Source organism: Streptomyces sp. NPDC054887, from assembly GCF_053610585.1.
In genome coordinates this window covers 39,159-65,077 of record NZ_JBSGYQ010000040.1, presented here as the reverse complement: position 1 = coordinate 65,077, position 25,919 = coordinate 39,159, and the positions used below count along the sequence as shown (strand labels likewise).

The 25,919-nt window shown below is 65.7% G+C and carries 18 protein-coding genes and 1 pseudogene; 5 read left to right on the top strand and 14 right to left on the bottom strand.

Annotated elements, in window-relative coordinates:
• Window positions 1-6 precede the first annotated feature (6 nt).
• The 6 genes from ACWGH0_RS22500 to ACWGH0_RS22475 form a co-directional block, all read right to left on the bottom strand.
• A complete protein-coding gene (locus ACWGH0_RS22500) occupies window positions 7-1,239 on the bottom strand; it encodes a sarcosine oxidase subunit beta family protein (protein WP_453405976.1) in 1,233 nt (410 codons plus the stop codon).
• Window positions 1,236-2,537, bottom strand: coding sequence for a serine hydroxymethyltransferase (gene glyA, locus ACWGH0_RS22495; protein WP_453405975.1), 1,302 nt, complete (start codon window positions 2,535-2,537; stop codon window positions 1,236-1,238). Before glyA ends, ACWGH0_RS22500 begins: the two co-directional genes overlap by 4 nt.
• Complete coding sequence (locus ACWGH0_RS22490; RefSeq protein WP_453405974.1) at window positions 2,534-3,418, bottom strand: bifunctional methylenetetrahydrofolate dehydrogenase/methenyltetrahydrofolate cyclohydrolase; 885 nt, start codon at window positions 3,416-3,418, stop codon at window positions 2,534-2,536. Before ACWGH0_RS22490 ends, glyA begins: the two co-directional genes overlap by 4 nt.
• Window positions 3,419-3,457: 39 nt before the next feature.
• Window positions 3,458-5,908: a GcvT family protein gene (locus tag ACWGH0_RS22485; RefSeq protein ID WP_453405973.1), complete on the bottom strand. Its 2,451-nt coding sequence runs from the start codon at window positions 5,906-5,908 to the stop codon at window positions 3,458-3,460.
• Window positions 5,909-6,114: 206 nt separating this feature from the next.
• Window positions 6,115-7,662, bottom strand: a complete 1,548-nt coding sequence (locus ACWGH0_RS22480) for an APC family permease (protein ID WP_453405972.1) — start codon at window positions 7,660-7,662, stop codon at window positions 6,115-6,117.
• A gap of 49 nt (window positions 7,663-7,711) precedes the next feature.
• The gene (locus tag ACWGH0_RS22475; RefSeq protein ID WP_453405971.1) at window positions 7,712-9,181 is read right to left on the bottom strand and encodes an aldehyde dehydrogenase family protein; all 1,470 of its coding nucleotides are present in this window, start codon (window positions 9,179-9,181) and stop codon (window positions 7,712-7,714) included.
• A gap of 228 nt (window positions 9,182-9,409) precedes the next feature.
• Here ACWGH0_RS22475 and purU point away from each other — a divergent pair, with 228 nt between their 5' ends.
• A complete protein-coding gene (purU, locus tag ACWGH0_RS22470) occupies window positions 9,410-10,282 on the top strand; it encodes a formyltetrahydrofolate deformylase (protein ID WP_453405984.1) in 873 nt (290 codons plus the stop codon).
• A gap of 72 nt (window positions 10,283-10,354) precedes the next feature.
• Here the strand turns inward: purU and ACWGH0_RS22465 are convergent, their stop codons facing one another.
• Entirely contained in the window at window positions 10,355-11,158 is an 804-nt protein-coding gene (locus tag ACWGH0_RS22465; protein WP_453405983.1) for a methylenetetrahydrofolate reductase, read from the bottom strand.
• A 92-nt stretch (window positions 11,159-11,250) separates the two neighbouring features.
• Window positions 11,251-12,933 (bottom strand): choline dehydrogenase, encoded by a 1,683-nt coding sequence (gene betA / locus ACWGH0_RS22460; protein ID WP_453405970.1) that lies wholly within the window; start codon window positions 12,931-12,933, stop codon window positions 11,251-11,253.
• A 153-nt stretch (window positions 12,934-13,086) separates the two neighbouring features.
• On the opposite strand from betA, the gene ACWGH0_RS22455 reads away from it, so the two are divergent.
• Window positions 13,087-13,884 carry an IclR family transcriptional regulator gene (locus tag ACWGH0_RS22455; RefSeq protein WP_453405969.1) on the top strand — a complete coding sequence of 266 codons (798 nt, stop codon included), beginning with the start codon at window positions 13,087-13,089 and terminating at the stop codon, window positions 13,882-13,884.
• Here ACWGH0_RS22455 and ACWGH0_RS22450 read toward each other — a convergent pair.
• Together ACWGH0_RS22450 and ACWGH0_RS22445 are read right to left on the bottom strand one after the other, a co-directional pair.
• On the bottom strand, window positions 13,856-16,189 hold the full coding sequence (locus ACWGH0_RS22450) for an FdhF/YdeP family oxidoreductase (protein ID WP_453405968.1): 2,334 nt from the start codon (window positions 16,187-16,189) through the stop codon (window positions 13,856-13,858). The two genes, ACWGH0_RS22455 and ACWGH0_RS22450, sit on opposite strands and share 29 nt — an antisense overlap.
• Window positions 16,190-16,227: 38 nt before the next feature.
• Entirely contained in the window at window positions 16,228-17,355 is a 1,128-nt protein-coding gene (locus ACWGH0_RS22445; RefSeq protein WP_453405967.1) for an aromatic ring-hydroxylating oxygenase subunit alpha, read from the bottom strand.
• A gap of 382 nt (window positions 17,356-17,737) precedes the next feature.
• On the opposite strand from ACWGH0_RS22445, the gene ACWGH0_RS22440 reads away from it, so the two are divergent.
• Window positions 17,738-18,862 carry a haloacid dehalogenase-like hydrolase gene (locus ACWGH0_RS22440; protein WP_453405966.1) on the top strand — a complete coding sequence of 375 codons (1,125 nt, stop codon included), beginning with the start codon at window positions 17,738-17,740 and terminating at the stop codon, window positions 18,860-18,862.
• 80 nt (window positions 18,863-18,942) lie between these two features.
• Here ACWGH0_RS22440 and ACWGH0_RS22435 read toward each other — a convergent pair whose 3' ends face one another.
• Both ACWGH0_RS22435 and ACWGH0_RS22430 read right to left on the bottom strand, forming a co-directional pair.
• Window positions 18,943-19,575, bottom strand: coding sequence for an MBL fold metallo-hydrolase (locus tag ACWGH0_RS22435; protein ID WP_453405965.1), 633 nt, complete (start codon window positions 19,573-19,575; stop codon window positions 18,943-18,945).
• On the bottom strand, window positions 19,572-20,657 hold the full coding sequence (locus ACWGH0_RS22430) for an S-(hydroxymethyl)mycothiol dehydrogenase (RefSeq protein ID WP_453405964.1): 1,086 nt from the start codon (window positions 20,655-20,657) through the stop codon (window positions 19,572-19,574). Before ACWGH0_RS22430 ends, ACWGH0_RS22435 begins: the two co-directional genes overlap by 4 nt.
• Window positions 20,658-22,278: 1,621 nt before the next feature.
• Between ACWGH0_RS22430 and ACWGH0_RS22425 the strand changes: the two are divergent.
• Window positions 22,279-23,659 (top strand): annotated as a pseudogene (locus ACWGH0_RS22425) (ISL3 family transposase); the annotation flags it as partial.
• Between the two features lie 136 nt (window positions 23,660-23,795).
• On the opposite strand, the gene ACWGH0_RS22420 reads toward ACWGH0_RS22425, so the two are convergent.
• A complete protein-coding gene (locus ACWGH0_RS22420; RefSeq protein WP_453405963.1) occupies window positions 23,796-24,167 on the bottom strand; it encodes a PucR family transcriptional regulator in 372 nt (123 codons plus the stop codon).
• A 732-nt stretch (window positions 24,168-24,899) separates the two neighbouring features.
• A complete protein-coding gene (locus tag ACWGH0_RS22415) occupies window positions 24,900-25,247 on the bottom strand; it encodes a hypothetical protein (RefSeq protein WP_453405985.1) in 348 nt (115 codons plus the stop codon).
• Between ACWGH0_RS22415 and ACWGH0_RS22410 the strand changes: the two genes are divergently transcribed.
• Window positions 25,143-25,706 (top strand): PucR family transcriptional regulator, encoded by a 564-nt coding sequence (locus ACWGH0_RS22410; protein ID WP_453405982.1) that lies wholly within the window; start codon window positions 25,143-25,145, stop codon window positions 25,704-25,706. The two genes, ACWGH0_RS22415 and ACWGH0_RS22410, sit on opposite strands and share 105 nt — an antisense overlap.
• Window positions 25,707-25,919 lie beyond the last annotated feature (213 nt).

Sequence of the window (25,919 nt, the reverse complement as noted above, 5' to 3'; positions counted from 1 at the left end):
GACTCCTCAGTGGGCCACCGCTGCCGCGCCGTGTTCGTCGACGAGCGCGCCAGTGGTGAAGCGGTCAAGGGCAAAGGGCCGGTTCAGCGGATGAGGGTCGTCGTGGGCGATGGTGTGGGCGAAGACTGATCCCACTCCGGGAGTCGCCTTGAAGCCCCCGGTTCCCCAGCCGCAGTTGAGGTAGAGGTGCTGGACGGGGGTGAGTCCGACGATGGGTGAGGCGTCTGGGCTGACGTCGACGATGCCGCCCCATGTGCGCAGGACGTGTGCGCGGGCGAAGGCGGGGAATAGCTCGAGGGCAGCCGCCATCTGACGCTCGATGATGTGGAAGGCACCGCGCTGGGTGTACGAGTTGTAGGCGTCGATGCCGGCGCCCATCACCAGCTCGCCCTTGTGGGCCTGGCTGACGTACACGTGGACGGCGTTGGACATCACCACGGTGGGATGAATGGGTTCCAGGAGTTCCGAGACGAGGGCCTGGAGGGGGTGGCTTTGTAGCGGCAGATCGAAGCCCGACATCTTTGCGAGCACCGACGAATGGCCGGCCGCGCAGAGGGCGACCTTTCCGGCTGCGATGGTCCCCAGCGAGGTCTGTACACCGACGACCCGTCCGTCGCGGACGTCCACGCCGGTGACTTCGCAGTTCTGGATGAGGTCGACACCGGCCGCGTCCGCCGCCCTGGCCAACCCCCAGGCTACATAGTCGTGCTTCGCGATGCCGGCCCGTGGCTGGTAGGTGGCGCCGTGAACCGGGTAGCGAACGTCGGGCGAGATGTTGACGATGGGGCAGACCTCTTTGACCTGCTCCGGCTCCAGCCACTCGGCATCGACGCCGTTGAGCCGGTTGGCCTCCACCCGTCGCACACTGTCGCGCACGTCCTGGAGGCTGTGTGCGAGGTTGAGTACACCGCGCTGCGAGAAGAGGACCGGGTAGTCGAGGTCCTCCTCCAGGCCCTCCCAGAGCCGCAGGGCGTGTTCGTAGATGCCCGCGCTCTCGTCCCACAGGTAGTTGGAGCGGATGATCGTGGTGTTGCGGGCCATGTTGCCGCCGCCCAGCCAGCCCCGCTCGATCACGGCGACGTTGGTGATGCCGTGGTTCTTTGCGAGGTAGTGGGCGGTGGCGAGACCGTGGCCGCCACCACCGACGATTACGACGTCGTAGGACTTCTTCGGGGCCGGGGAGCGCCAGAGCCAGTCGGGGTGCTCCGGGAGGTCGGCGCCGGGGAGACGGGGCGTCATGATGTGCCTCCCGGAAGTGCGGCGTAGAGGGGGTACATGTCGGCGAGCACCGCGACCCGCGCCCGCAGGGCGGCAAGGTCGGGGTCGGGGCGCAGTGCGCGGGCGATGATGTCGGCCACCTCGGTGAATGCCTCTTCACCGAATCCCCGTGTCGCGAGGGCGGGAGTGCCGATGCGGAGGCCGGAGGTCACCATGGGCGGCCTGGGGTCGAAGGGAACGGCGTTGCGGTTGACGGTGATGCCAGCCTCGTGCAGGAGGTCTTCCGCCTGCCGGCCGTCGAGGGCGGAGTGGCGTAGGTCGACCAGCACGAGATGGACGTCCGTGCCGCCGGTCAGGACGCGCACGCCCACGTCGGCCACATCAGGCTGGGAAAGCCGGCCCGCGAGGATACGGGCTCCACGGATGGTCCGCTCCTGACGCTCGCGGAACACGGACGACGCGGCCACCTTGAACGCCACTGCCTTGGCGGCGATCACGTGCTCCAGCGGGCCGCCCTGCATTCCCGGGAAGACGGCGGAGTTCAGCTTCTTCGCCAGAGCAGCGTCGTTGGTGAGGATGACACCGCCACGGGGCCCGCCGAGCGTCTTGTGGGTGGTCGTGGTGGTCACATGGGCGTGCGGTACGGGGCTGGGGTGCAGGCCCGCGGCCACCAGGCCGGCGAAGTGGGCCATGTCCACCATGAGGTAGGCGCCGACTTCGTCCGCGATGCGGCGGAAGTGGGCGAAGTCCAGTTGTCGCGGATAGGCCGACCACCCGGCGATGATCATTTTGGGGCGGTGTTCCTTGGCCAGCGCTTCGACCTCGTCCATGTCCACCAGGAAGCTGGTGGGGTCGACATGGTACGGGACGACGTTCAGCATGCGTCCGGAGTAGTTCAGTCGCATCCCGTGCGTCAGGTGGCCGCCGTGCGCCAGGTCGAGGCCGAGAATGGTGTCTCCGGGCTGGAGCAGCGCGAAGAAGACAGCCGTGTTTGCCTGGGCGCCGGAGTGGGGCTGCACATTGGCATGGGCCGAGCCGAAAAGGTCGTTGAGCCGCTCGATCGCGAGCCGCTCGGTGACGTCCACGTGCTCGCAGCCGCCGTAGTAACGGCGGCCGGGGTAGCCCTCGGCGTACTTGTTCGTGAGAACCGAGCCCTGGGCCTCCATGACGGCGACCGGAGCGAAGTTCTCTGAAGCGATCATCTCTAGGGTGGATTGCTGACGAGCCAGCTCCGCCTCCACCGCCGCATGGACCTCCGGGTCCAGCTCGGCGAGCGGTGTGTTCAGCAAAGCGGTGGAAGGGGTGGGCGGGCGGTTCATGCTGCCTCACTCGAACGGTAGCTGTCAGGGGTGTTCAAGGACTGCTCGGCGGCCTCGACGACGTTGGCGAGGAGCATCGCCCGGGTCATGGGACCTACGCCGCCGGGCATAGGGGCGATCCATGCGGCGACCTCCCCGACATCTGGGTGGACGTCGCCTACGAGCCCCTGTTCGGTACGGGTGATGCCCACGTCGAGCACGGCGGCACCGGGGCGGACCATGTCGGGTGTCACGATGGCCGGTGATCCGGCCGCCGCGACAACTATGTCGGCTTCCCGTATGTGGGCAGCGAGGTCCTTGGTGCCTGTGTGACACAACGTGACCGTCGCGTTCTCGGCCCTGCGGGTCAGCAGCAGCCCGAGCGGACGGCCGACCGTGACACCTCGGCCGATGACGCAGACCCGAGCACCGGCGAGCGGCACGTCGTGGCGACGGAGGAGTTCGACGATGCCGCGGGGGGTGCAGGGAAGGGGGGCGGGGATACCGAGGGCGAGGCGGCCGAGGCTAACGGGGTGGAGACCGTCGGCATCCTTGGCCGGGGCCATGCGCTCGAGTACGGCGTTGCTGTCCAACCCTCTAGGCAGGGGCAACTGGACGATGTAGCCGGTGCAGGACGGGTCCGCGTTCAAGTCGTCGATGACTCGTTCGACCTGTTGTTGGGTGGTGTCCGCCGGCAGGTGCCTGCGGATCGAGAGGATGCCGACGTTGGCACAGTCACGGTGCTTTCCGGCGACGTAGGCCTGGCTTCCGGGGTCGTCCCCCACGAGGACCGTGCCCAGGCCGGGCGTGACGCCTTGGTCGGCCAGAGCGGCGACCCGTGCGGCGAGTTCGGTGCGGACGGTCGCAGCGGTTCTGCGGCCGTCGAGGATCTGTGTGGTCACGTGCTTCCCTTCAGGGCCCGAGCGCATGCGTCGGGCGGGTCATCCACGCAGGCGGCTCATGGAGGGGTCGAACAGTGGTTCCTCGGTTACAGCTGCCCGGACGCGTTTGCCGAAGTAGCCGATGTCGAAAGGTCTGCCCGGCGTGGAGAGATCCACCGGGAGCCAGGCATAGGCGATGCCTTTGCCGATGGTGTAGCCGTACGCCGCGCTCGTGACGTAGCCGACGCAGTGCTCGCCGGCGTACACCGGTTCCCTACCCATCACGACGGATTGCGGGTCGTCGATGGTCAGACAGGTCAAGCGGCGTGTCACCGCGGCGGCGCGCCGTTCGAGGGCTGCTCGTCCGATGTAGTCGCTCTTGGTGGTCTTGACCGCGAAGGCGAGCCCGGCTTCGTATGGATCGTGCTCGTAGGTCATGTCCGTGCCGAAGGACCGGTACCCCTTCTCCAGCCGCAGACTGTTGAAGGCGCCTCGGCCGGCCGCGATCCCCCCATACGGACGTGCCGCCTCCCACAGTGTGTCCCAGAGTTTCAGGCCCATGTCCGCCGTGGTGTAGAGCTCCCAGCCCAGCTCGCCCACGTAGCTCAGCCGCATTGCGGTCACGGGGACTGCGCCGATATGGGTCCGCTTCGCTTGGAAGTAGCGAAGTCCCGCATTGGAGAAGTCGTCCCGGGTCAGCGGCTGGATGACATCGCGGGCATGAGGGCCCCACAGTCCGATGCAACAGGTGCCCGCGGTGATGTCGCGGATGGTGACCGAGCTGTCGGTGGGCGCGTGGCGGTTGAGCCAGACGATGTCGAGGTTGCCGTTCCCACCGATCTGGAAGTGGTCGCGGCCGAGCCGGGCAACGGTGATGTCGCTGCGGATTCCGCCGTCCTCGTCGAGCATCAGGACGTAGGTGACGGAGCCGACGGCCCGGTCGACGTTGCCGGTGGTGAGCCTCTGGAGAAAGGCTGCGGCACCGCGCCCCGTCACCTCGATGCGCTTGAGTGCCGTCATGTCGTAGAGGGCGACGCGTTCCCGTGTGACCTGGGCCTCCGCGGCGACGATGGGAGACCAGTAGCGAGAGGCCCAGGAGTTCGGACTGGGGATGTCCCGGCCTGTGAGCAGTGACTCGTTGGATCCGTACCACTGAGGGCGCTCCCAACCGGACGCCTCAAGGAACACCGCGCCGAGTTCGCGCTGACGCTCATGGAAAGGGCTGGTGCGCATCGGTCGCGGGTCGCCCGGCGGCTGGAGCGGGTGGAGGATGTCGTAGACCTCGACGAAGTTCTGGCAGTCACGCGCCAGGACGTAGTCGGGCGCCAGTTGGTGCTCCTCGAAGCGGTTGACGTCGCACTCGTGCAGGTCGAAGGTCGAGCAGTAGCCGTCGACGAGCCATTCGGCCATGGCCCTGCCCACGCCGGCAGAGTGGGTGACCCACACTGCCTCGGCCACCCAGAACCCCTTGACCTCGGGTGACTCGCCGAGCAGCGGCATGCCGTCGGTGGTGAAGGAGAACAGACCATTGATGCCTTCCTCCACCTTCGCGTCACGAGTGCACGGCAGCAGTTCCCGCGTCTGCGCCCACGCCTCGGCGAAGTCGTCCTCGGTGAAGCGCAGTACGGAAGGCATCTCGTCGGCTTCCTCGACGGAGGCGATGTCGTCGGCGGCGACCGGCATGGGCCGGTGACCGTAGTAGCCGATGCCGAGCCTGTCGAAACGGTCGCGGTAGTACAGGTCCGCGTCCTGGTGCCGGAGGATGGGTCGAACCGCCTCTTCGGTTTGACCCGCGAGCGCCGGTACCGGGCCGGTCCAGGCGAGTTGGTGCGCGAGGGGCGTGAGGGGCAGGTTCATCCCGACCATCCGGGCGACCTTGGGGCCCCAGATGCCGGCGCAGCAGACCACCACGTCGGCGGGTATCTCCCCCTGATCGGTGACCACCGCTCTGACGCGCTCCCCGTCCGGTCCCTCCTCATGGCGGATGTCTAGCACCTCGTGGCGGTCCAGGACGCGCACTCCGCGCTGCTTGGCGCGCGTCAGCTGGGCATCGACACCCAGCACGGATCTGGCCAGGCCGTCAGTGGGGACGTGGAGGCCACCCAGCACGCGCTTCCCGTCGAGCAGCGGATGCAGGGCGACACACTCGTCGGGACTGAGCAGCCGGGCCTCCACACCCCAGGCGGTCACCCATCCGTGTCGTCGTCGCAACTCGACGAGCCGATCCGGCGTGGTGGCGACCTCGAGACCCCCAACCTGCCGGAAGCAGCTCTCACCATCGACTTGCAGGGAGGAGAACTTCTCGACGGTGTACCGCGCCATTTCGGTCAACGCCTTAGACGGGCTGACCTGGAAGACGAGTCCGGGGGCGTGTGATGACGAACCACCCGGGGCCGGCAAGGATCCCTGTTCGACGACTGTGATGCTATTCCAACCCCGGGAGGAGAGTTCGTCGGCCAGTGCCGCTCCCACCACACCGGCTCCGATGATGACCACCTGCGGCCCTGCCATCGCCCAACCTCCGTTGCTATCGACGCAACTTAATGCAAGTTACGCAACACACACTGCACGTCGCCCGACAGGAGTGTCAAGGGCCGGAATCTGGTCCAGAAAATCCTCATGCCGAACGACAGAACGCCGTGCCCGCAAGGCATTTGGCACGCCTGTCGGGCACGGCGACGATCTGTACGACTACGTGGTGAGCGGCTTCAGGAACCCTAGGAGTGGGACGTCGAAGAGCCTGCCGCATGCTCAGCCAGCACGCCCGTGCGATGCCGCTGAATGAACCAGTAGTAGGCGAATCCGCCCAACGCGATGACGCCGACGAACAGCACCGCACCCCAACGCAGATACCAGTGGAACGGAGCGGCCGCGTTGTATACGGCGCCTCGCGGCCAAATCAGGTTCACGGTCATTGCCGCCCCCCACACCACGGCGACGATGTTCACCAGCAGGCCCCAGCGCCCGAGGGAGAACTTGCCCTCAACCGGCTTCCACTTGCCACGCAGCCGTGCCACCAGCATGGGGCCCGTGACCAGTAGGTAGGCCACATAGATCATGATGATGCCGATACTGGTCACCACGGTGAAGATCTGCGGCTGCCGGATGTTCACCACGAGGATGCCCAGCGCCAGCACTCCGATGATCACTGTCGGCAGTACGGGCGTCCCGAACCGCGGACTCACCTTCGCGAGCCGCGAGGACCCCGGGAGGTTGTTGTCCCTGGCCATGGCGAAGGCGAGCCGGATGGCCGCGGTGTGCACCGCCAGTGCACACACGGTGACAGCGATCAGTACGCACCAGAGCATCGCCTGCCCGGCGGTCGGGCCGAGTACGTCCATCACCACGTACTGAAGCCCGTCCACGGAGAGATTCTCACCCCGCAGGTTCGAGACGCTCATCAGCGCGAGTATCAGGATCAGCCCACCGAGCACGAAGGAAGCGAGGATGGCCCGGATGATGGCTCGAGGGGCATTGCGCGAGGGGTCGAGAGATTCCTCACCCAGCGAGGCGGCAGTATCGAAGCCATACATCACGTACGCCGATGCGAGGGAGGCGATCAGGAAGGCGCCAAGGTAACCGAAGGGCTGACCGTCACCGGTACCGCCCGTTTCCATGACGACTTCCGGCCCGCGGACGACATTGATGCCGAGGAGCACGATCAGGACGACTGTCGCGATGAGCTCCAGGAACACGCCGGCGGTATTAATACGCGCCATCAGCTTCACGCCGAAGGCGTTGACGATGGTGGTGAAGAGGATGAGCACCGCGGCAAGAAGAACGGCGTTGGTTGGCTTGTCGTAAGGTCCCGAACCGTCTCCCACGAACTGGAAGAAGGACGAGATCTGCGGCAGCGTGAGCTGGTAGGCGAGCGCCACGGCCGCGATTGAGACGATCGAAGCGATGAGCATCATCCACCCGGCCAGCCAGCCTATGTGGGGATTGCCCATCTTCTTGGCCCAGTTGTAGATGCTTCCCGCCACCGGGTAGCGGGCCGCCAGCTCGGCGAAACAGAGAGCCACCATGAACTGGCCTGCGAACACCATCGGCCATGACCACCAATAGGCCGGGCCGCCGCTCGCGTAGCCGAAGTAGAACAGCTGAAAGGTGCCGGTGAGGATCGAGATGTACGAGATCCCCGCCGCGAAGGTGTGGAAGTTGCCCAGTGTGCGCTTGAGTTCCGGCCGGTAACCGAACTCCGCAAGTTCGGCGTCATCGTCCGCGGGGGCAGCGACTTGCGGCCGTCCGGGGGGTGCAGTGGTCATAATCTGCTCCTGGGTGAAGGGGGGGGGAGGGAGGGGACGGTTTGCTTCGCTAACCGGAGAACCAGCGCTGTGGCCGGGGGGCGATGTTCTGCCAGATGTGCTTGGGCTCGCGGTACTCGTCGAGACCGGCCGGCCCCAACTCGCGCCCGATCCCGGAGCGGCCGAAACCACCCCACTCCGCCTGCGGCAGATACGGGTGGTAGTCATTGATCCACACCGTTCCGTGCCGCAATCGGTGGGCCACGCGCTGCGCCTTGCCGGCGTCTTGTGTCCACACAGCCCCGGCAAGCCCGAATTCGGTGTCATTAGCGATGCGGACGGCGTCATCCTCGTCCGTGAACCGTTCGACGGTCAGCACCGGTCCGAAGGACTCCTCGTGCACCACTCTCATCCCTTGGTGACATTCGTCAAGGACGGTCGGCTGGTAGTAATACCCCCGGGCCAGACGCTCATCGTCCGGGCGGCGGCCCCCACACCGGAGAACCGCTCCTTCGTCGATCCCTGCCGCGACGTAATCCTCGACCTTGGCACGGTGCGCCTCCGATATCAGCGGACCGGTCTCGGCGTGGCTGTCGAACGGTCCACCGAGCCGAATCAGTTGGGCACGACGCACCAGTTCGTCGACGAAGGTGTCATGCAGCGAGTCCTCCACGACCAGGCGGGCCCCGGCGGAACACACCTGGCCGGAGTGGAGGAACACGGCGGTGAGTGCGAAGTCCAATGCCGCCTCGACATCGGCGTCACGGAAGACGACGTTGGGATTCTTGCCGCCCAGCTCGAGTGCGACCTTCTTCACCGTGGCAGCGCTGGACGCCATGATCCTTTTCCCGGTTTCCAGCCCTCCAGTGAAGGAGACCAGGTCCACCTCGGGATGCTCGGCGAGCGGCGCTCCGACCTCGCCACCCGCACCCAGGACGAGATTTCCCACTCCGGGCGGCAGACCGGCTTCCTCCAGCAGCCCCATCAGCATCACCGATGTCGACGGAGTCAGTTCGCTGGGCTTGAGCACGAAGGTGTTGCCCGCCACAAGCGCGGGGGCCACCTTCCAAGCCGCCTGGAGAAGGGGGTAGTTCCAGGGCGTAATCAGACCGCAGACGCCCACGGGTTCGTAGACGATGCGGCTGATGGCGTCCGCCCGCCCGGTGTCAACCACGCGACCCGGGCTGGTTCCGGCAATGGAGCCGAAGTAGCGGAAGCACGCCACGACGTCGGCGACATCGTACTCACTTTCCACCAGGCGTTTGCCCGTGTCGAGCGACTCCGCCCGGGCGACGTCACCGGCCCGTTCCTCCAGCAGGTCGGCGACGCGCAACAGCAGCATTCCACGTTCACGCTCCGGGGTGTGGCGCCAAGGGCCTTCGTCGAAGGCCCGACGCGCCGCGCGGATTGCGTCCTCCGCGTCACTCCGCGCTCCCTCGGACACTGAGGCGACGTGCCTGCCGTCCGCCGGACAGTGGATGTCCCTCTGTCCGGCGGTCGCAGATTCACGCCACTTGCCATCCACATACAGGTCTGCCATGTGTGGTCCTTCAAGCAGGTCATGCACGATTATCGTTGCGTATAACGCATCTCATTGCTCGTGATGGAACACATTCACGTACAGGACTGCACCCGTCAAGACAACGGCGCACCCGATTAAATGCGGGCCTTCCCTAGGTGACACCCCCCTTGACCGGCCCACCGGAACCCGCCCAACATGTTGCGTATAAATCAACGCGTTGTGCAATCAGCACCAGTTGGAGGCTTCATGGCTACTCAGCACAGGCCCGGCCGGGAGTTCGTACTGACCCTCTCCTGCCCTGACAGGCCAGGCCTCGTCCACGCCGTGAGCGGATTCCTCGTCGAGCACGGCGGAAACATCCTCGAGAATCAGCAGTTCGACGACCGACGGGAAGGCCGCTTCTTCATGCGGGTTCACTTCGAGGTGGCGGCCGGTGACGCGACACTCGACGTACTGGCGGCCGGCTTCGGCGCGGTGGCGGAGGCCTACCGGATCGACTGGCGCCTGCAGGACGTCTCGACCCGCACCCGCACGCTGATCATGGTTTCGAAATTCGGACACTGTCTCAACGATCTCCTCTTCCGCCGGCGCACCGGGGGGCTCCACGTCGACATCCCGGCGATCGTCTCCAATCACCGGGATTTCGAGGGGCTGTCGAAGAGCTACGGGATTCCCTTCCACCACATCCCGGTGACACCCCAGACAAAGGCGGAGGCAGAGGCGCGCCTGCTGCACCTGGTCGACCAGCTCGGCGTCGACCTCGTGGTGCTGGCCCGTTACATGCAGATCCTTTCCGACGACACCTGTAAGCAGCTCGAAGGAAGAGCCATCAACATTCACCACTCGTTCCTGCCGAGCTTCAAGGGAGCCCGCCCGTACGACCAGGCACATCTGCGAGGCGTGAAGCTCGTGGGCGCCACGGCCCATTACGTCACGGGGGATCTCGACGAAGGGCCCATCATCGAACAGGACGTCGTGCGGGTGAATCACGCCCACACGCCCGAGGAGCTCGTCGCTCTCGGCAGGGACGTGGAAGCCCAAGTCCTGGCCCGGGCCGTTGCCTGGCACAGCGAGAGTCGCGTGATGACCCGGGGGAACCGCACCGTCGTATTCCGCTGATGCGACGCCAAAGGGGGGAGGCACGCTCGAAGCGTGCCTCCCCCCTTTGGCGTGACCGGGACGGCGGACACCTCAGGGCCGGCCGGCGCGTGTCAGCATGGCCCGACGCCAGCTCTCCGTCTCGGCCAACTGATTGAACGTAAAGACGTGCAGGCCCGCCACACCCATGCCCGGCGCGGTGAGGACTGGAGCACCCGGGTGGAGCAGGCGCTCAGGCACGTAACCTCCGGGCGCCGCGAAGCGCAGGAACCACGAGGGGTGCCGGGCAAGGAATCTGGTCGACTCCCCCACACCGATCTTGACCGCCACAGCAAGCAGCTTGGTCCGGTCGACGGGGCCGGCCACTCCGACGTATACCGGCAGCGTCACTCGACGCCGCCGCACGCGCCTCAGCCATGCCGTCAGAACGCGAGCGTCGAAGCAGAGGTTACTGACGATATACGTAGAGAATGCGCGCTTGTCCCACATGGCCTGGATCGTGACATCGTCATCGATCCGCGGGTGGCTCTCGGGGTAGCCTGTGATGCCCACGTGCTCAAAGGGACCGCCGAGCTCGGCGATACGGCGCAGCAACGGAAGGGCCGCGTCGTACCGGCCGGCCGGGCGATCCGCGTCGCCGGCCGGCACGAACACATCACGGATACCTGCCGCCCGCAAGCTCCCTACGATCTCGTCCAGGTGCCCCTCACTCTCGATCAGCCGGGCCGGGACGTGCGGAATCATGGTGTATCCATGCCGGGCAAGGCGGGTCGTAAGTTTCAGCGTCGGCCCCAGCCCCTTGACGGGCGAGGCGGTGACAGCCAGTGGCACCTCCGCCGGAACATGCCGGAGCACCTTCTCCTCCGTGCTCCGGGCGGGCAGGATCTCGTACCTCATCCCCCTGAGCAGCGGCTGCAGCGCTGACGCCCCGCGCTGCCGCTCGGCACGGTCCCACAGTTCTACGAAACGGCTCACGGCCCGCCCCTCCTCTACCGATTCCCCGGAGCGTTGCCCTGCCCCGCCTCCCTGTGGCGGTAGAACTCCGCCGCGGAGGGAGCCAACGGCTTGTTGCCGAGGATCAGGTCGGCGGCCTTTTCGGCGACCATCATCACAGGGGCATAGATGTTTCCGTTGGTGACGTACGGCAGCACCGACGCGTCGACCACCCGCAGCCCTTGCAGACCGTGGACCTTCATGGTCGCGGGATCGACCACCGACATCTCGTCGACTCCCATCTTGCACGAGCAGGAGGGATGCAGCGCGGTCTCGCCTTCCTTCGCCACCCAGTCAAGGATCTGCTCGTCCGTCTCGACCTGCGGCCCCGGGGACACCTCCCCACCGTTGTAGGGGTCCATGGCCGACTGTCCCAGAATGTTGCGGGACACGCGGATCGCCTCGACCCATTCACGGCGGTCCTGCTCGGTGGAGAGGTAGTTGAACCTCAGCGCCGGGTGGACTGAGGGGTCTTTACTCTTGATCTTCACGGAACCGATCGCGTCCGAGTACATGGGGCCGACGTGTACCTGGTAACCATGGCCGCCGGACGGGGATGAGCCGTCGTATCGCACCGCGATGGGCAGGAAGTGGAACATGAGGTTCGGGTAGTCCACATCCTCATTGCTGCGCGCGAATCCGCCGGCCTCGAAGTGGTTTGTCGCACCCGGGCCCTTGCGGAAGAGCCACTGGAGCCCTACCCAGGGCCGGTGTCGCCACTTCAAGTAGGGCTGCATCGACACGGGCTTCTTGCACGCGTACTGCACGTACACCTCGAGGTGGTCCTGGAGGTTCTCCCCCACACCGGGCACGTGCGCCACCACGTCTATGCCGAGGTTGCGGAGCTCCTCGGCGTTGCCGACGCCCGAGAGCTGCAGCAGCTGGGGACTGTTGATGGCGCCACCCGAGAGGATCACTTCACCGGCCCGCACTCGGTGTGTCTTGCCGCCCCGGGAGCGGTACTCCACGCCGATGGCCCGCTTCCCCGAGAACAGCACGCGGGTAACGAGGGCTCCTGTCCGAACCTCGAGGTTGGGCCGCTTCATGGCCGGGTGGAGATAGGCACGCGCCGCGGAGAGCCTGCGACCCCGGTGGATGTTGCGGTCGAAATGGGCGAAGCCCTCCTGCCGATACCCGTTGACATCGTCGGTCAAGGGGTAGCCGGCCTGCTGCACCGCTTCGAGGAACGCAGAAAAAAGGGGATTGGTGGCCGGGCCGCGTTCGAGAACCAGCGGCCCCGAGTGTCCACGGAACTCGTCGTTGGGGTCGGCCGCCAGACAGTTCTCCATCCTATTGAAGTAGGGCAGGCAATGTGCGTAATCCCAGTCGCCCATGCCGGGATCGCGGCCCCAGCGCTCGTAGTCCATGGGGTTGCCACGCTGGAAGATCATGCCGTTGATGCTGCTCGAGCCGCCCAGGACCTTGCCGCGAGCATGGTAGATGCGCCGACCCCCCATGTGCGGCTCGGGCTCGGACTCGTATTTCCAGTCGTAGAACCGGCTACCGATGGGGAAGGGCAGCGCTGCGGGCATGTGAATGAATACGTCCCAGAGAGGGTCGGATCGTCCCGCCTCGAGCACCAGAACCTGATTGCCGGGCTCGGCAGAGAGCCGGTTCGCCAGGGCACAGCCTGCCGATCCCCCACCGACGATGACGAAGTCGTACTGCTTGAGCGCCATGGATGCCTCGTTCCGCTCGCGCTGTGGATACGCGCCGCATGCTATAGCGAGTAGCGAATTACGCACTAGGTTGCAGAACGCGCAACTTATTGGCGAGTTGAACAGGGGGTCCCCACCCGGCTCACTGTTGAGTTCTTTGCGTATAGTTTCGGTATGAGCAACGACACGACAGCTTCCGAAGCCGCGCACGGCGCTGCGGGCGGCGTCCAGTCCGTCGACCGCGCGGTCACCGTGCTGGAGATCTTGGCCCAGCGGGGCGAGGCCGGCGTGAGTGAGGTCGCGACGACCATCGACGTGCACAAGTCGACGGCATTCCGCCTGTTGGGCGCCCTGGAGGCACGCGGACTGGTGGAGCAGGCTGCCGAGCGCGGCAAGTACCGACTCGGGTTCGGCATCGTACGCCTCGCCGGGGCCGTGAGCCGGAGGATCGACATCACGGAGCAGGGCCGCCCAGTCTGCGAGCGGCTGGCCGAGGAAATCGGCGAGACGGTGAACGTGGCCGTGCGAGAGGCTCACTACGCGATCAACCTGTATCAGGTCCACGGCCCCGGAGCAGTCACCGCCAACAACTGGGTGGGACAGCTCACCCCGCTTTACGCCACCTCCAGCGGCAAGATACTTCTGGCCCAGCTGCCCACGAAGGAGCGGTCCGCGATCCTGGCTCAGTCCGGCATCAAGAAGATCACCCCACACACCATCACCGCGAAGACCAAACTGGAGAAGGAGCTCACGGAGACCCGCAAGAGGGGATACGCCACGAATTACGAGGAATTCGAGATCGGGCTGCACGCCATGGCGGCGCCGGTCCGCTCTCGTGACGGCGATGTCATCGCCGCCATCAGCGCCTCGGGACCTGCCTACCGCTTCACCCGTGAGCGGATGGACGAGCTGGCTCCCCTCCTGGTGAAGGGCGCCGAGGAGATCAGCTTCCGAATGGGTTACCTGGGATAGCGGTCGGGGGCTCCAGCCGGACGACGATGCTCTTGGACGTCGGCGTATTCGACACATCGGCCACAGAACCGAGCGGGACCAGTACGTTCGTCTCGGGGAAGTAGGCCGCACAACACCCCCGTGGGGTGTCGTAAGCGATCGCCCGAAAGGCTGGAGCCCGGCGCTCCGTACCGTCGGACCACTCACTGACCAGATCCAACAGGTCACCGTCTGCGAAACCCCGATCGGCAAGATCATCGGCATGGACGAAAACCACGCGCCGCCCTCCCTTGATCCCGCGATAACGGTCATCGAGTCCGTAGATCGTTGTGTTGTACTGATCGTGACTGCGCAGCGTCTGCAGCAGCAGCCTGCCCGGAGGTACCCGGGGCGCGTACAGCTCGTTCACGGTGAAGTGCGCCCTGCCCGTCGGCGTGGCGAAGCGGCGCTGGTCGCGGGGGCCGTGAGGCAGCACGAACCCTCCGGGACGCCGCACCCTACTATTGAATGCCTCGAACCCGGGGATCACTCGCTCGATGCGCTCACGGATGGCGTCGTAGTCGGCTTCGAAGTCGCCCCACGGAATCGCCGGACCGTTCCCGCCACCGGGGCCGAAGAGTGCTCTGGCCAGCCGGCAGACGATCGCTACCTCCGACAGCAGGTGGGGAGAGGCGGGTGGCAGGTTTCCCCGTGAGGCGTGCACAACGCCCATGGAGTCCTCGACAGTGATGAAGCGTTCCCTGCCGTTCGGTGCCTGGTCCCGTTCGGTGCGACCGAGCGTGGGCAGGATGAGCGCCTCGCGCCCGCACACGCCGTGTGAGCGGTTGAGTTTCGTGGACACCTGCACGGTGAGCGCGCAGCGCCGCAAGGCCTCTTCCGTGGCAGCGGTGTCCGGAGCAGCGGAGACGAAGTTCCCGCCCATGGCGAAGAACACGCGCACTCGACCGTCCCGCATGGCGTGAATGGTCTCCACGGCGTCATATCCGGGATGGTGGGGCGGATCGAAGCCGAACTCCGCACCCAGCGCGTCGAGGAAGTCCTCCGACGGCTTCTCGTAGATGCCCATGGTCCGGTCGCCCTGTACGTTCGAGTGGCCTCGGACGGGGCAGACGCCCGCCCCGGAACGTCCAATGTTGCCCCGCAGCAGTAGGAAGTTGACCACTTCGCGAATGGTGGGTACCGAGTGCTTGTGCTGTGTGAGCCCCATGGCCCAGCAGACCACCACGGACCGGGCTTCGATGACGTCGCGAACAGTGGCCGCTATCTCCTCGTGCGTGAGGGCCGTGGCCTCCAGCACAGCGTCCCAGTCGAGTGAGCGGAGGTGGCTCGCGTATGCCTCGAACCCGTCCGTGTGCGCGGTGACGAAGTCGTGGTCGAGAACCGTCCCCGGGGCGGCGTCCTCGGCGTCCAAAAGCAGACGGGAGAGTCCCTGGAAGAGCCCCAGATCACCACCCAAGCGTATCTGCAGGAAGCGGTCGGCGAGACTGGTCCCACGACCGACAAGGCCGCGTACGTTCTGCGGATTTTTGAAGGCGAGCAGGCCCGACTCCGGGAGGGGGTTCACGGCGATGACGCGTGCACCACCGCGCTTCGCCCGCTCCAGGGCGGACAGCATGCGCGGATGGTTGGTACCTGGGTTCTGGCCGACGACGAGGATCAGATCGGCGCGGTGCAGGTCCTCCAGGTGCACGCTCCCTTTGCCGATACCGATCGTTTCCGTCAGCGCCGACCCGCTGGACTCATGGCACATGTTGGAGCAGTCGGGCAGGTTGTTCGTCCCCAGACTGCGGACCATGAGCTGGTAGGCGAAGGCCGCTTCGTTGGACGTGCGGCCAGAGGTGTAGAACGCGGCACCGTCAGGGCCGTCCAGCTGGCGGAGGTGGCGCGCGATCAGGTCGAACGCCGCCTCCCAGGTAATCTTCACGTAATGCTCGGCGCCGGGGGCCCGGTATACAGGTTCGGTCAGCCGGCCCTGCTGCCCCAGCCAGTAGTCGCTGCGTGCTCCTAGTTCTGCCACCGAGTGACCAGCGAAGAACTCCGCTCCCACCCTCCGCAGTGTGGCCTCCTCGGCCACTGCCTTGGCTCCGTTCTCGCAGAACTCCGCTCGGCTGCGGTGGTCGCTCTCCGGCCACGCGCATCCCGGGCAGTCGAAGCCGTTCTTCTGGTTGACCTTGAGGAGGGTGAGGGCGGTTCGCCGAAGCCCCATCTGGTCATGGGCCATTGTCAGCGCGTGGGAGACGGCCGGTATTCCGGCCGCCCATTGCTTCGCGGGCCCCACGGACAGATGACGCTCGTCAGGGTCTTCCCGCGGGGCCTTGCCTGCCATGACTACCTTTCAAGTGCCACTGTGGGGGGGGGGGGTTGCTACTGCACGGGGCCGATCCGGGATTCCACCCAGCTGTGGAACGCGCCGATGTGGTGCTCGCTCGGCACGAGGACTCCCCCGTGCTTGTACAGGCGTGAACTCATCGTGGGCTGGCAGCGTTCGCAGGCCTCGAAGTCCTGCCGGTTGACCCGGTCGAACAGCTCAACGGAGCGGCTCACGTCCTTGCCCGAGGCGACGACGTCCTTCAGGTAGAGCCAGTCACACTCCACGATCGTGCGGTCCTCGGACACGGGATACATGCGGTGGAAGATGACGTGGTCCGGCACGAGGTTGATGAAAACCTGCGGCCGGACGGTAATGGCGTAGTAGCGGCGGTCCTGGTCCTCGGTGATAGTCGGGATGCGGTCCACACCCTCGGAGCCGTCCACGGTGAAGCCCTTAACCTCGTCCCCGAACTCTGCGCCGTGTCCCACGTAGTACTGAGCCGCGTAACCGTCCGCGAACTCGGGAAGCACTTCGGTGAGTTCGGGGTGGATCGTGGCGCAGTGGTAGCACTCCATGAAGTTCTCGATGATCAGCTTCCAGTTCGCCTTGACGTCGTAGACGATCCGTCGGCCCACTTCCAGCGAATCCACGTCGTACCGCTCAAGCGCCCCGACATCACCCAGGCGGTCCACCACGTCGGCGATGACGGTCTCGTCGAACGACGGGGCATCCTCGGCGGTGCACACCCACACGTAGCCGAGCCACTCCCGGACGTGAACCGCGCTCAGCCCGTACTCCGTGCGGCCGACGTCCGGCATCTTGGTGAGGTTGGGCGCGGCGACGAGTTTGCCTTCCAGGTCGTACGTCCATGCATGGTAGGGGCATTGGAAGGCCCGCTTCACCTCCCCCGTCTCCTCGGTGCACAGTTTGGCGCCACGGTGCCGGCAGACGTTGAGGTAGGCTCGGATGCCTCCGTCTCTGGCCCGTGTGACAAGCACGCTCTCCCTTCCGACGTCCACTGTCTTGAAAGCTCCAGGCTTGGGGAGTTCTGAGGATCGGGCAACGCAGAACCACATCGCCTCGAAGATCCGCTCCTGCTCCAGCCGGAACACTTCGGGGTCCGTGTAGTAGTGGCCGGGGAGGGTCGCTATCAGGCTCTCCGGCAGATTGGTGATGGTCACGGCGCTCCTCGCAAGAGACGTCGAGAACTGGTAGGGGTAGCGGACCCAGCAGTCGAGACGTGGATCCGGCCGACGCCCTTGGGCGACAGCTAGTGTGCACATAAAGAAACGAATTGCAGTGCGCGCAACGCAAGTGTGTTGACGCCCCCTGCCGCTGTCAAGCGGTCCCGCAGCCACTTAGCTCAGCTTCGACCGTTCCTTCATGCGCAACGTCATGCGCGTATTGGAACAGCTTCGCGGGCGTTTCGTGGCCTGGAGGCGTACCCATCCTTGATGTTTGCCGGGACCGCTATCGACTACGCATTGACAACACGCGGCTCGATCAACTTCCGTTGCTCATCACACGATGCATTGCGCATAACGGAACGTTGGGAGTCTCCGTATGACCGGTACTCGCGCACGGAAGCGCACGTCCCTCGCCGTCAAGGCCGCAGCCACTCTGGTGGCCGGGGCATCGCTCCTCGCGATCAGCCAGGCGGGAGAGGCCGCACCCGGGCCCGCCCAGGGGGAGAAGCGGACGGAACTCAAAGCCTGGCCCCAGGCCCAAGGTGACCAGCTGGAGCGGGTCATCAACAAGCATGCCGGCCGAGGGGACTACGCCGTCTTCGACGCGGACAACACCATCTGGCGTTATGACCTCGAGGAGTCGCTGCTGCCCTTCCTCGAGATGAAGGGGGTACTGACCCGGGAGAACATCGACCCGTCCCTGAAACTGCAGCCGTTCCGGGAGAACGAGAGCCTGTACTCGTACTACTCACGGCTCTGCGAGATCGATGACAAGGTGTGCTTCCCCTGGATCGCGCAGGTCTTCTCGGGGCTCACCCTCGCCGAGCTTAAGAAGCACGTGGACGATCTCTACGCCTACACCAAGCCCATCCCCGTGCGGTACTACGACGGCGACAAGGTGGTGGACGGTACCGTCCAGGCGCCCCGCATCTACCCGGCTCAGCGGGAGCTGATCAACGAGCTGAAGCGGCGGGACATAACCGTCTACGTGATGACGGCCGCACACGAAGAGCTCGTACGGATGGTGGTGTCCGACCCGAAGTACGGCCTGAATGTCGACCCGGCGAAGGTCATCGGTGTCACCACCCTGCTCAAGGACACCAAGACCGGCCGGCTGACCACCGCGCGCAAGCAGATCGAGGACGGGCACTTCCTCGACGCGGAGTACACAAAGAATCAGCACATGAGCATGGAGGTCACGCCGTACCTGTGGACTCCTGGCACGTGGTACGTCGGGAAGCTGGCAGGGATCAAGGAGTACATCCATCCCTACGACCGTCCCATGCTCGTTGCCGGGGACGCACCGACCGACTGGTACATGCTCTTCGACGTGGACATCCAGGATGGGGGCGCCCGAGTGTGGGTCAATCGCAAGCAGAAGTACACCGACGCCCTGGAGGAAGAGAAGTCCAAGCGCGCTGCCCAGCAGCGGGAAGCCGGCGTCCTGGTTGACGCCAAGCGCGACTGGATCACCGTGAAGCCGGAGGAGATCGGCGGATAGGTGCCCTGCGCAACAACAACTGTGACTCTGCCCGCCGTCGGGGACGGCGGGCAGAGTCTTTCGTGCTGGGGCCGGAATGCTCAATGGCCCCGCTTGACCCAGGCCTCCAAGTCGGTTGCCTCGTCACCGATGGTGGTGGAGTCCCCATGGCCTGGGTGGACCACGGTCGCCGCGGGCAGGCTCAGCAGCCGCTCGCCTATGGACATGATGATTGTCCCGAAGTCGCTGAAGGAGCGCCCAGTGGCCCCCGGACCGCCGGCGAACAGGGTGTCACCGCTGAACAGCACGCCTAGGGATGGAGCGTAGAGGCAGACGGCTCCCGGGGCGTGACCGGGCGTGTGTAGGACACTCAGTTGCGTCCCCGCGACGTCCAGCTCATCACCGTGCCCCAGGGGACCATCAGGCTTCCGGTGCGGGTGCGTCATCCGCCACAGGACGTCGTCATCCGGGTGGAGCAGAATCGGCGCGCCTGTTCGGTCGGCGACCTCGGGAGCGATCCCGACGTGATCGTTATGGGCGTGGGTGCAGACGATAGCCCTCAGGCGGCGGCCGTCCACCGCCGCGATCACCGCGTCAGCGTCGTGGGCCGCGTCAATGACCAGCACCTCGTCGTCGTTGCCGATCAGCCACACGTTATTGTCCACGTCCCAGCTGCCCCCGTCGAGTGAGAAACGGCCGCTGGTGACGATTCGTTCTATCTGTACGAAGCTCACAGGACGACCACCGAGCGCAGCACATCTCCCCGCTTCATCCGTTCGAACGCCTCCTCCACTTCGCCGAGTTCTACGGTCTCCGTGACGAAGGCACTCAGATCGAACCGTCCTTGCAGGAAAAGATCGACCAGTGCCGGGAAGTCCCGCGACGGCAAGCAGTCACCGTACCAACTCGACTTGAGCGCCCCGCCCCGCCCGAACACGTCCAGGAGCGGCAGCTCAAGCGTTGTGTCGGGGGCCGGTACACCGACGAGCACGACGGTCCCCGCGAGGTCACGGGCATAGAACGCCTGCTTGTAGGTCTCCGGGCGGCCGACCGCATCGATGACCACATCCGCGCCGAAGCCCTCGGTCATCTCGCGCACGGCCTCGACCACATCGTTCCCCGCGGCGCGGACGGTGTGGGTTGCGCCCATCTCCTGAGCACGGCCGAGCTTTCGCTCGTCGAGGTCAATGGCGATGATCTTCGATGCGCCGGCGAGCCGTGCACCCGCGACCGCCGCCATGCCTACTCCCCCACAGCCGATGACAGCAACGGAGTCGCCGCGGGAAACCGCACCAGTGTTCACTGCGGCTCCGAAGCCCGCCATCACACCACATCCCAGCAGCCCGGCGGCAGTGGCGGGGGCCGCCGGGTCAACCTTGGTGCACTGCCCGGCCGCGACGAGGGTCTTCTCGGCGAACGCACCGATCCCGAGCGCCGGCGACAGGGGCGTCCCGTCGGCCAGGGTCATGGGCTGCTTGGCGTTGTGCGTGGCGAAGCAGTACCACGGCCTGCCCCTCCGGCAAGCGCGGCACTGGCCGCAGACGGCACGCCAGTTGAGGATGACGAAGTCCCCCGGTGCCACCTCTGTGACACCCTCGCCGATTGATTCCACTCGGCCTGCCGCCTCATGGCCGAGGAGGAAGGGGAATTCATCACCAATACCCCCCTCGCGGTAGTGCAAGTCGGTGTGGCAGACGCCGCAGGCCTCCACCTTCACCAGCGCCTCGCCCGGTCCCGGGTCGGGGACGATAATCGTCTCCAGAGAGACGGGGTCGCCCTTCCGCCGGGCGATGACAGCGCGGACTTCATGAGCCATGGGTACTCCTGTGCAGCTCGCACGACTGGGAACCGCCATCGCCAGTTGCTTATGACGGCACGCGTCTCATTCGACGCAACTCAATCGGAAGGATTGAGGAGCGACGCCGCCAGGTCAAGAGCCGAAGCCGGTTACGCGAGGGGATCCGCACAACATGGGTACGGCGGCGAGACCCGCACCTCACCCACTACGAAACGCTATCGCCACTCTCGTTCCCGTTACCACCCAATGCAGCCCTGCGGCAATAACCCCGTGCTTCCCGCATTGCAGCGCAACTCATCCAACGGCTTTCCTAGGGGAAGGAACACACCAGCTCAGAGTAGATGGGACAGGGCCATGGCCTTCACATCTTCGCCTCCGACCTCCCTAGGGCGCAGCGCCGCCTACCTCCGCTGCTACCCGGCCGCCCCTTGGGGAATGCCCAGCCACGAGATGGCCCTCCGTGAGTACGCTGTCCAGCTTCGTATACCTGAGCCCTTCATATATTTCGACAACGGCACACGCTCCGATGCGGCACTCCCGGCCCTGGGGCGGATGATTCGCGCTGTGCAGACGGGGCTGCATCCTGTAGTGCTGATTCCTGGCCCCTGGGTGTTTCACCTCCACCCGGAGCCGGCCCGCCGGACTATCGAGATGCTGCAGGAGAACGGGTGCGATGTTCTCCAGCTACCAACTGGCTGGCGACCCGCCCGGAGCCGCCGCCCAGGCACACGGACATCTGCGCCAGTCACATCTGTAACGGGTTTCGAAGGGTCGGGAGCACTGTGATCTCGGCAACCGATGCAGCATGGGCCATATGGGTCGGACATATCGTGTTGCATGACAAGGAGAGTCTCTGTCTGGTCGTGGCGGCGCGGCGATTCGGACGCTGTGACCGGCTGACTCTGCGCACCGCGACCGGCACGCTGATCACAACGAACTCCCGGCACGTAGTTGGTCTGACGGCGCTGGCGTCGCTCGACGCCGGGGGCCGGGCAGCCTTCCTCAGCAGGTTGGCACGGGTGGGCGCCGCGCCGCGCCACCGAGCAACACGGAACGCTCTGAGTGCGGCCGCCCGCTGAGGCACGGGCACCACTGGCTGCGGTGGCTACCTTTCCCGGAACTGTGGCACCCATACGCCGAATTGTGCTCCATACCCATCTCGGCGATGTCTTCAAGCTGCTCCGGTAAGCCTCCCAGCGTCTGGCCCCGAACTGCAACCGCCATGGAACAGGCGGACTCGACTTGCCCTGGCAGCCGTCCTGCCGGCCTTGAAGAGTATGGAGTGCCGGATAGGCGGGCACGTCCGTCCCCGCGGTCGGCCAACGTGGGCGACATCCACAAGCCGGATGCTGCCGATTACTCTCAGCTTTACATCCGAGGTTCCGAACCTTGTTCGACTCGAGGCCTCCCGGCATGGTCGGTTTGCAGGCCCCCTTCACGTACACCTGAAGCGGTCGTTGGGCGAGCAGGCCGGGTCCTCCGCTCACAGCCCAGGAGAGGGGCAGTCCACGATCCACAAGCCTTCTACCATGAGCACCTTCACCCACAACGAATTGGCCCTCAAGGCCTCACGCGCATGGTAGACGGGTCTGTCCAGTAAACGGCTCTGGCTCGTAGTCGGTGGTGAGCCCGGGCAGTCATCCGCGATCATGATCTTGTGATGGTGTCGACTCCCTTATCGGGACGGTGTTGCCTGGACTGTAGGCCCTGCGAGGACGCGACGGACGACGGTGACAAGGTGGTGGTCACGGCCTGCACCCAGGATGGGGGGTGCCGTGTCCGGTGTGCCGAACGGCGACGGCGAGGGTGCACGGGTACCACCGTCGGACGGTGCGGGACGTGCGGGTCGACGGCCGCCCGGTCGTCGTCCACCTGCGCGTACGTAGGCTGGTCTGTCCGGGGCTGGGTTGCTCCCGGCAGACCTTCCGTGAGCAGGTTCCCGGACTGCTGAAGCGTCACCAGCGCCGCACTGTGCCTCTCGCTGGGCAGATATCGCAGGTGGCGCGGGAGTTATGCGGCCGGGCAGCCGCACGCCTCGCCGCTCTGCTGGCCGTTGCCCGTCTCCCGCAGCACCGCACTGCGCCATCTACGGCGCCTGCCGCTGCCGCAGCAGGCCATCCCGCGGGTGATCGGCGTGCACAGTTTCGCCCTGCGCCGCCGCCACGCCACGATCGTCACGGATGCCGAGACCGGCCGACGCGTCGCGGTCCTGCCCGACCGCGAGGCCGCCACGCTGGAGTCCTGGCTGCGCGTGCATCCCGGGATCGAGGACGTGTGCCGGGACGGCTCGGCCACCTACGCCGAGTCCGTCCGCCGCGCCCTGCCCGACGCGGTGCAGGTCAGCGACCGATGGCACCTCTGGCGCAACCTCTGCGACAAAGCCCCACTCGCGGTCCGCGCGCATGCCGGCTGCTGAGCCACGATCAATCCGCCTCCTCCCGGCGGAGTACGCGAGCAGACCACCCGCGAACGTCGGCCAAGGTATCGGCCTGCTCGACTGCTCTCGTCGCCTGGGCCTGGCCCTGAACACCGTCAAACGCTACGTCCGCATGCCTGAACCTCAGGCCCTGCGTCTCACCCCGGCCTACCGACCCACCCTCGTCGACCCTTACCGCGAGCACCTGCGCCGGCGCCGTGCCGAAGAACCAACCGTCCCGGTCACCCACCCCTTCGAGGAGATTCGGGAGTTGGGCTACACCGGCAGCGCAAACCTCCTGGTCCGCTTCCTCAACCAGGGCCGCGCCGAAGGCGACCGCCCCGTCACCACGGTGCGTCACGTCGGCCGCCTCCTACATACCGACCCTGAGAATCTACGCCCGAAGGAAACGGCCCTGTTGGAGAAGATCGCCGCGGCCTGCCCGGAGATGACCGCACTCGCCGATCTCACAAGCGGCTTCGCCGCTCTGCTGAAACCCGCCGAGGGCAACGACACGAAACTCACCGATGGGATCACAGCCGCCCGCGCCGTCGCCCTGCCCCACCTGCACAGTCTCACCAACGGGCTCGAAATCGACCGACCCTAGAGAATCACGAGACAGATGCACGGACGCGCCGGATTCGCGGCGTCACCACCGGCTACGGGCCAATCCGTCTCTTCTACAGTCCCTCGCCAATCGGCCACACCGGTGGCGTGTAGCACGAAGTCGTCACCAGCAATCATCCTCCGTTCTTACGTACTTGAGGCGGAGACCAGGGCTGTGGCATCAATTGCCCACTCACGCCATTTGGCCGCGCGCGCGACATGCGGGTTCGAGCCGCATCCAGGTCACGGCTGCGCAGCGCGAGTTCCATGGCGAAACGAGTGTCTGGATCTCGTAGAGCGTTTCCGAAGACCTTCTCGATCTGACGCATGCGGTAGCGCACCGTTTGAGGGTGTACCTGCAACGCTTTCGCCACCTCTGGTGCCGCACCCCACTTGAGCCACGCGAGGAGAGTCTGCTCGAACAGCTCCCTTCGCCTGGGCGTGAAGCTCGCCAGGGGACGTAGAAGCGTTGTTGCCAAAGCTTGAGCAAGCTCATACGTATGCATGACGATGAGGGTCGATGGATTGTCAACGCTAGAGCAGGTGCGTACGCGTTCCTGTGTAGCCATCAGCAAGCCTTCCGAGCGCAGCAGACGTGCCGCTCCCCTGGGTGGAATGGGTGGGGGGAAAAGGGTAATGGCGTAGGCATGGCGCTCCGTCTTGCAATGGGTCTGTTCGCCGCATGGCAAATAGTCGGTGATCGCATCAATTATCAGCCTGACAACGGTGGTAGATCCAATCGAGGCGCTGCTAGTCGGTACTGAATTTATCTGCGACGGCCAATGTCGATCACTCCCAGTCATAACAGGTATTCTCTCCGGGTTCCGATGTAGGTCGGCTGTGGTATGCGGAGGGCGACGGCTGTCCTGGCGTCGGTAGAGAAGCTTGGGTGGCTGCCGTCATGTTGCCTGTTTGGCCGCCGACTTCCTTCTCGCGGTGTTGATCGCAGTCGTTCTGGCCATGGCGGGGGCCGATGGCGGCGCCTTCGTGCACCCGGTATGGATCGTGGGATTGCGCTCCCGGGACCGGTGTTGGACAGACTCGGTCACCCGTTGCGCGCCCCGTGGCGGGCGGGTAGGGGGTGTGGAGGATCAAGGCTCCTGCCGACGCCGAGGAGCTCACGATTCAACAGTGCTTGTCCGTGGGTGCTCGACCTACGAGTCGGTAACTGGAGAGACGCGATGAAAAGCCAGGGCTCACCCCGTTTCGCTGTCCCCACCAGCTTACCGTCGTGTGCGTTACACACGAATGATGCTGAAGGGGAAATTCTCAGGATGGCGAATGATGATCTGGCGACCGATCCGCCGGCGTGTGTTTCCGTATGTCCCGACAGCGCTGTATGCGAACTCCGGCCGGAACTTACCGATGTGCCGGACGAACGAAGCTCCGTCATTCCGGTAGCGGTGGCCGTCATCGCTGACGACGCGGTGGACAGCGGCTTTCGCGCTCCTTCCAATGTGGCCCACAGTTACGTCGAGGGCATGCTCGTCCTGGTGATCCCGACCTTCGAAAGCGGCCGAGAATATACGCGCCGACTCCTCGAGCATCAGCCCTTCTGCGTGGGACCCGCGGTCGAAATCGCCCACTGGACAGGGTCGCTGCGGTGCGCATCCGACCTGCTGTTCCTACGCCGATCGGGGATCGTCAATGAGCAGGGTGTGGTGCATTGCGATGATCATGCGCCTACTCTTGAGCTCTTCCGTGACCCGCAGCTGCTTGACGTGCTGTCCCGCCAACACCTGGGGCCGCTGGCACCGCTGCCACGAGGGCAAAAGGAGCGCCTCGCTAGGACGCTCCTGACCTGGCTACGGGTGGGTCGCGACGGGGATGCCGTGTCACGACGGCTCCGACTGCACCCAAGGGCGGTGCGACAGCACATGCGTGAACTGGAGGGACTCTACGGAGCGAGGCTCCGCGATCCCGACCTCCGCTTCGAGTTGGAACTCGTACTGCGCAGCCGGCAAACCACCCCACTTGACCCGTTGCGCCCGTCACTTCCGCATGGAGTCCGATCTGTGAGGAGCCCGGCCGACGCCCCCGATTGAGGAGAGGGAACGGTGATAGGGCCGTGCTGCTCGCAGCTCAATGACGCTCGGTTGCAGTTGTCAGCGATGGACAGTTTTCGATCCCTCTGGTTCTTCCCTTTGTGACACGCGCGCCGCCCCCTGGTCACCCTAGGGTCGTGAGAGGTCGGGCATCAGCCGATGGCCGCTGGATTCCACTTGTGGCCGTTTCTGTGATCCGATCTCCTGATTGGT

Bases quoted from the DNA above. Each gene is read 5' to 3' on its own strand.
- ACWGH0_RS22500 (WP_453405976.1), bottom strand. From the start codon at position 1,239: ATGACGCCCCGTCTCCCCGGCGCCGACCTCCCGGAGCACCCCGACTGG.
- glyA (WP_453405975.1), bottom strand. From the start codon at position 2,537: ATGAACCGCCCGCCCACCCCTTCCACCGCTTTGCTGAACACACCGCTC.
- ACWGH0_RS22485 (WP_453405973.1), bottom strand. From the start codon at position 5,908: ATGGCAGGGCCGCAGGTGGTCATCATCGGAGCCGGTGTGGTGGGAGCG.
- ACWGH0_RS22480 (WP_453405972.1), bottom strand. From the start codon at position 7,662: ATGACCACTGCACCCCCCGGACGGCCGCAAGTCGCTGCCCCCGCGGAC.
- ACWGH0_RS22475 (WP_453405971.1), bottom strand. From the start codon at position 9,181: ATGGCAGACCTGTATGTGGATGGCAAGTGGCGTGAATCTGCGACCGCC.
- purU (WP_453405984.1), top strand. From the start codon at position 9,410: ATGGCTACTCAGCACAGGCCCGGCCGGGAGTTCGTACTGACCCTCTCC.
- ACWGH0_RS22465 (WP_453405983.1), bottom strand. From the start codon at position 11,158: ATGAGGTACGAGATCCTGCCCGCCCGGAGCACGGAGGAGAAGGTGCTC.
- betA (WP_453405970.1), bottom strand. From the start codon at position 12,933: ATGGCGCTCAAGCAGTACGACTTCGTCATCGTCGGTGGGGGATCGGCA.
- ACWGH0_RS22455 (WP_453405969.1), top strand. From the start codon at position 13,087: ATGAGCAACGACACGACAGCTTCCGAAGCCGCGCACGGCGCTGCGGGC.
- ACWGH0_RS22450 (WP_453405968.1), bottom strand. From the start codon at position 16,189: ATGGCAGGCAAGGCCCCGCGGGAAGACCCTGACGAGCGTCATCTGTCC.
- ACWGH0_RS22440 (WP_453405966.1), top strand. From the start codon at position 17,738: ATGACCGGTACTCGCGCACGGAAGCGCACGTCCCTCGCCGTCAAGGCC.
- ACWGH0_RS22430 (WP_453405964.1), bottom strand. From the start codon at position 20,657: ATGGCTCATGAAGTCCGCGCTGTCATCGCCCGGCGGAAGGGCGACCCC.
- ACWGH0_RS22420 (WP_453405963.1), bottom strand. From the start codon at position 24,167: ATGCATACGTATGAGCTTGCTCAAGCTTTGGCAACAACGCTTCTACGT.
- ACWGH0_RS22410 (WP_453405982.1), top strand. From the start codon at position 25,143: ATGCTCGTCCTGGTGATCCCGACCTTCGAAAGCGGCCGAGAATATACG.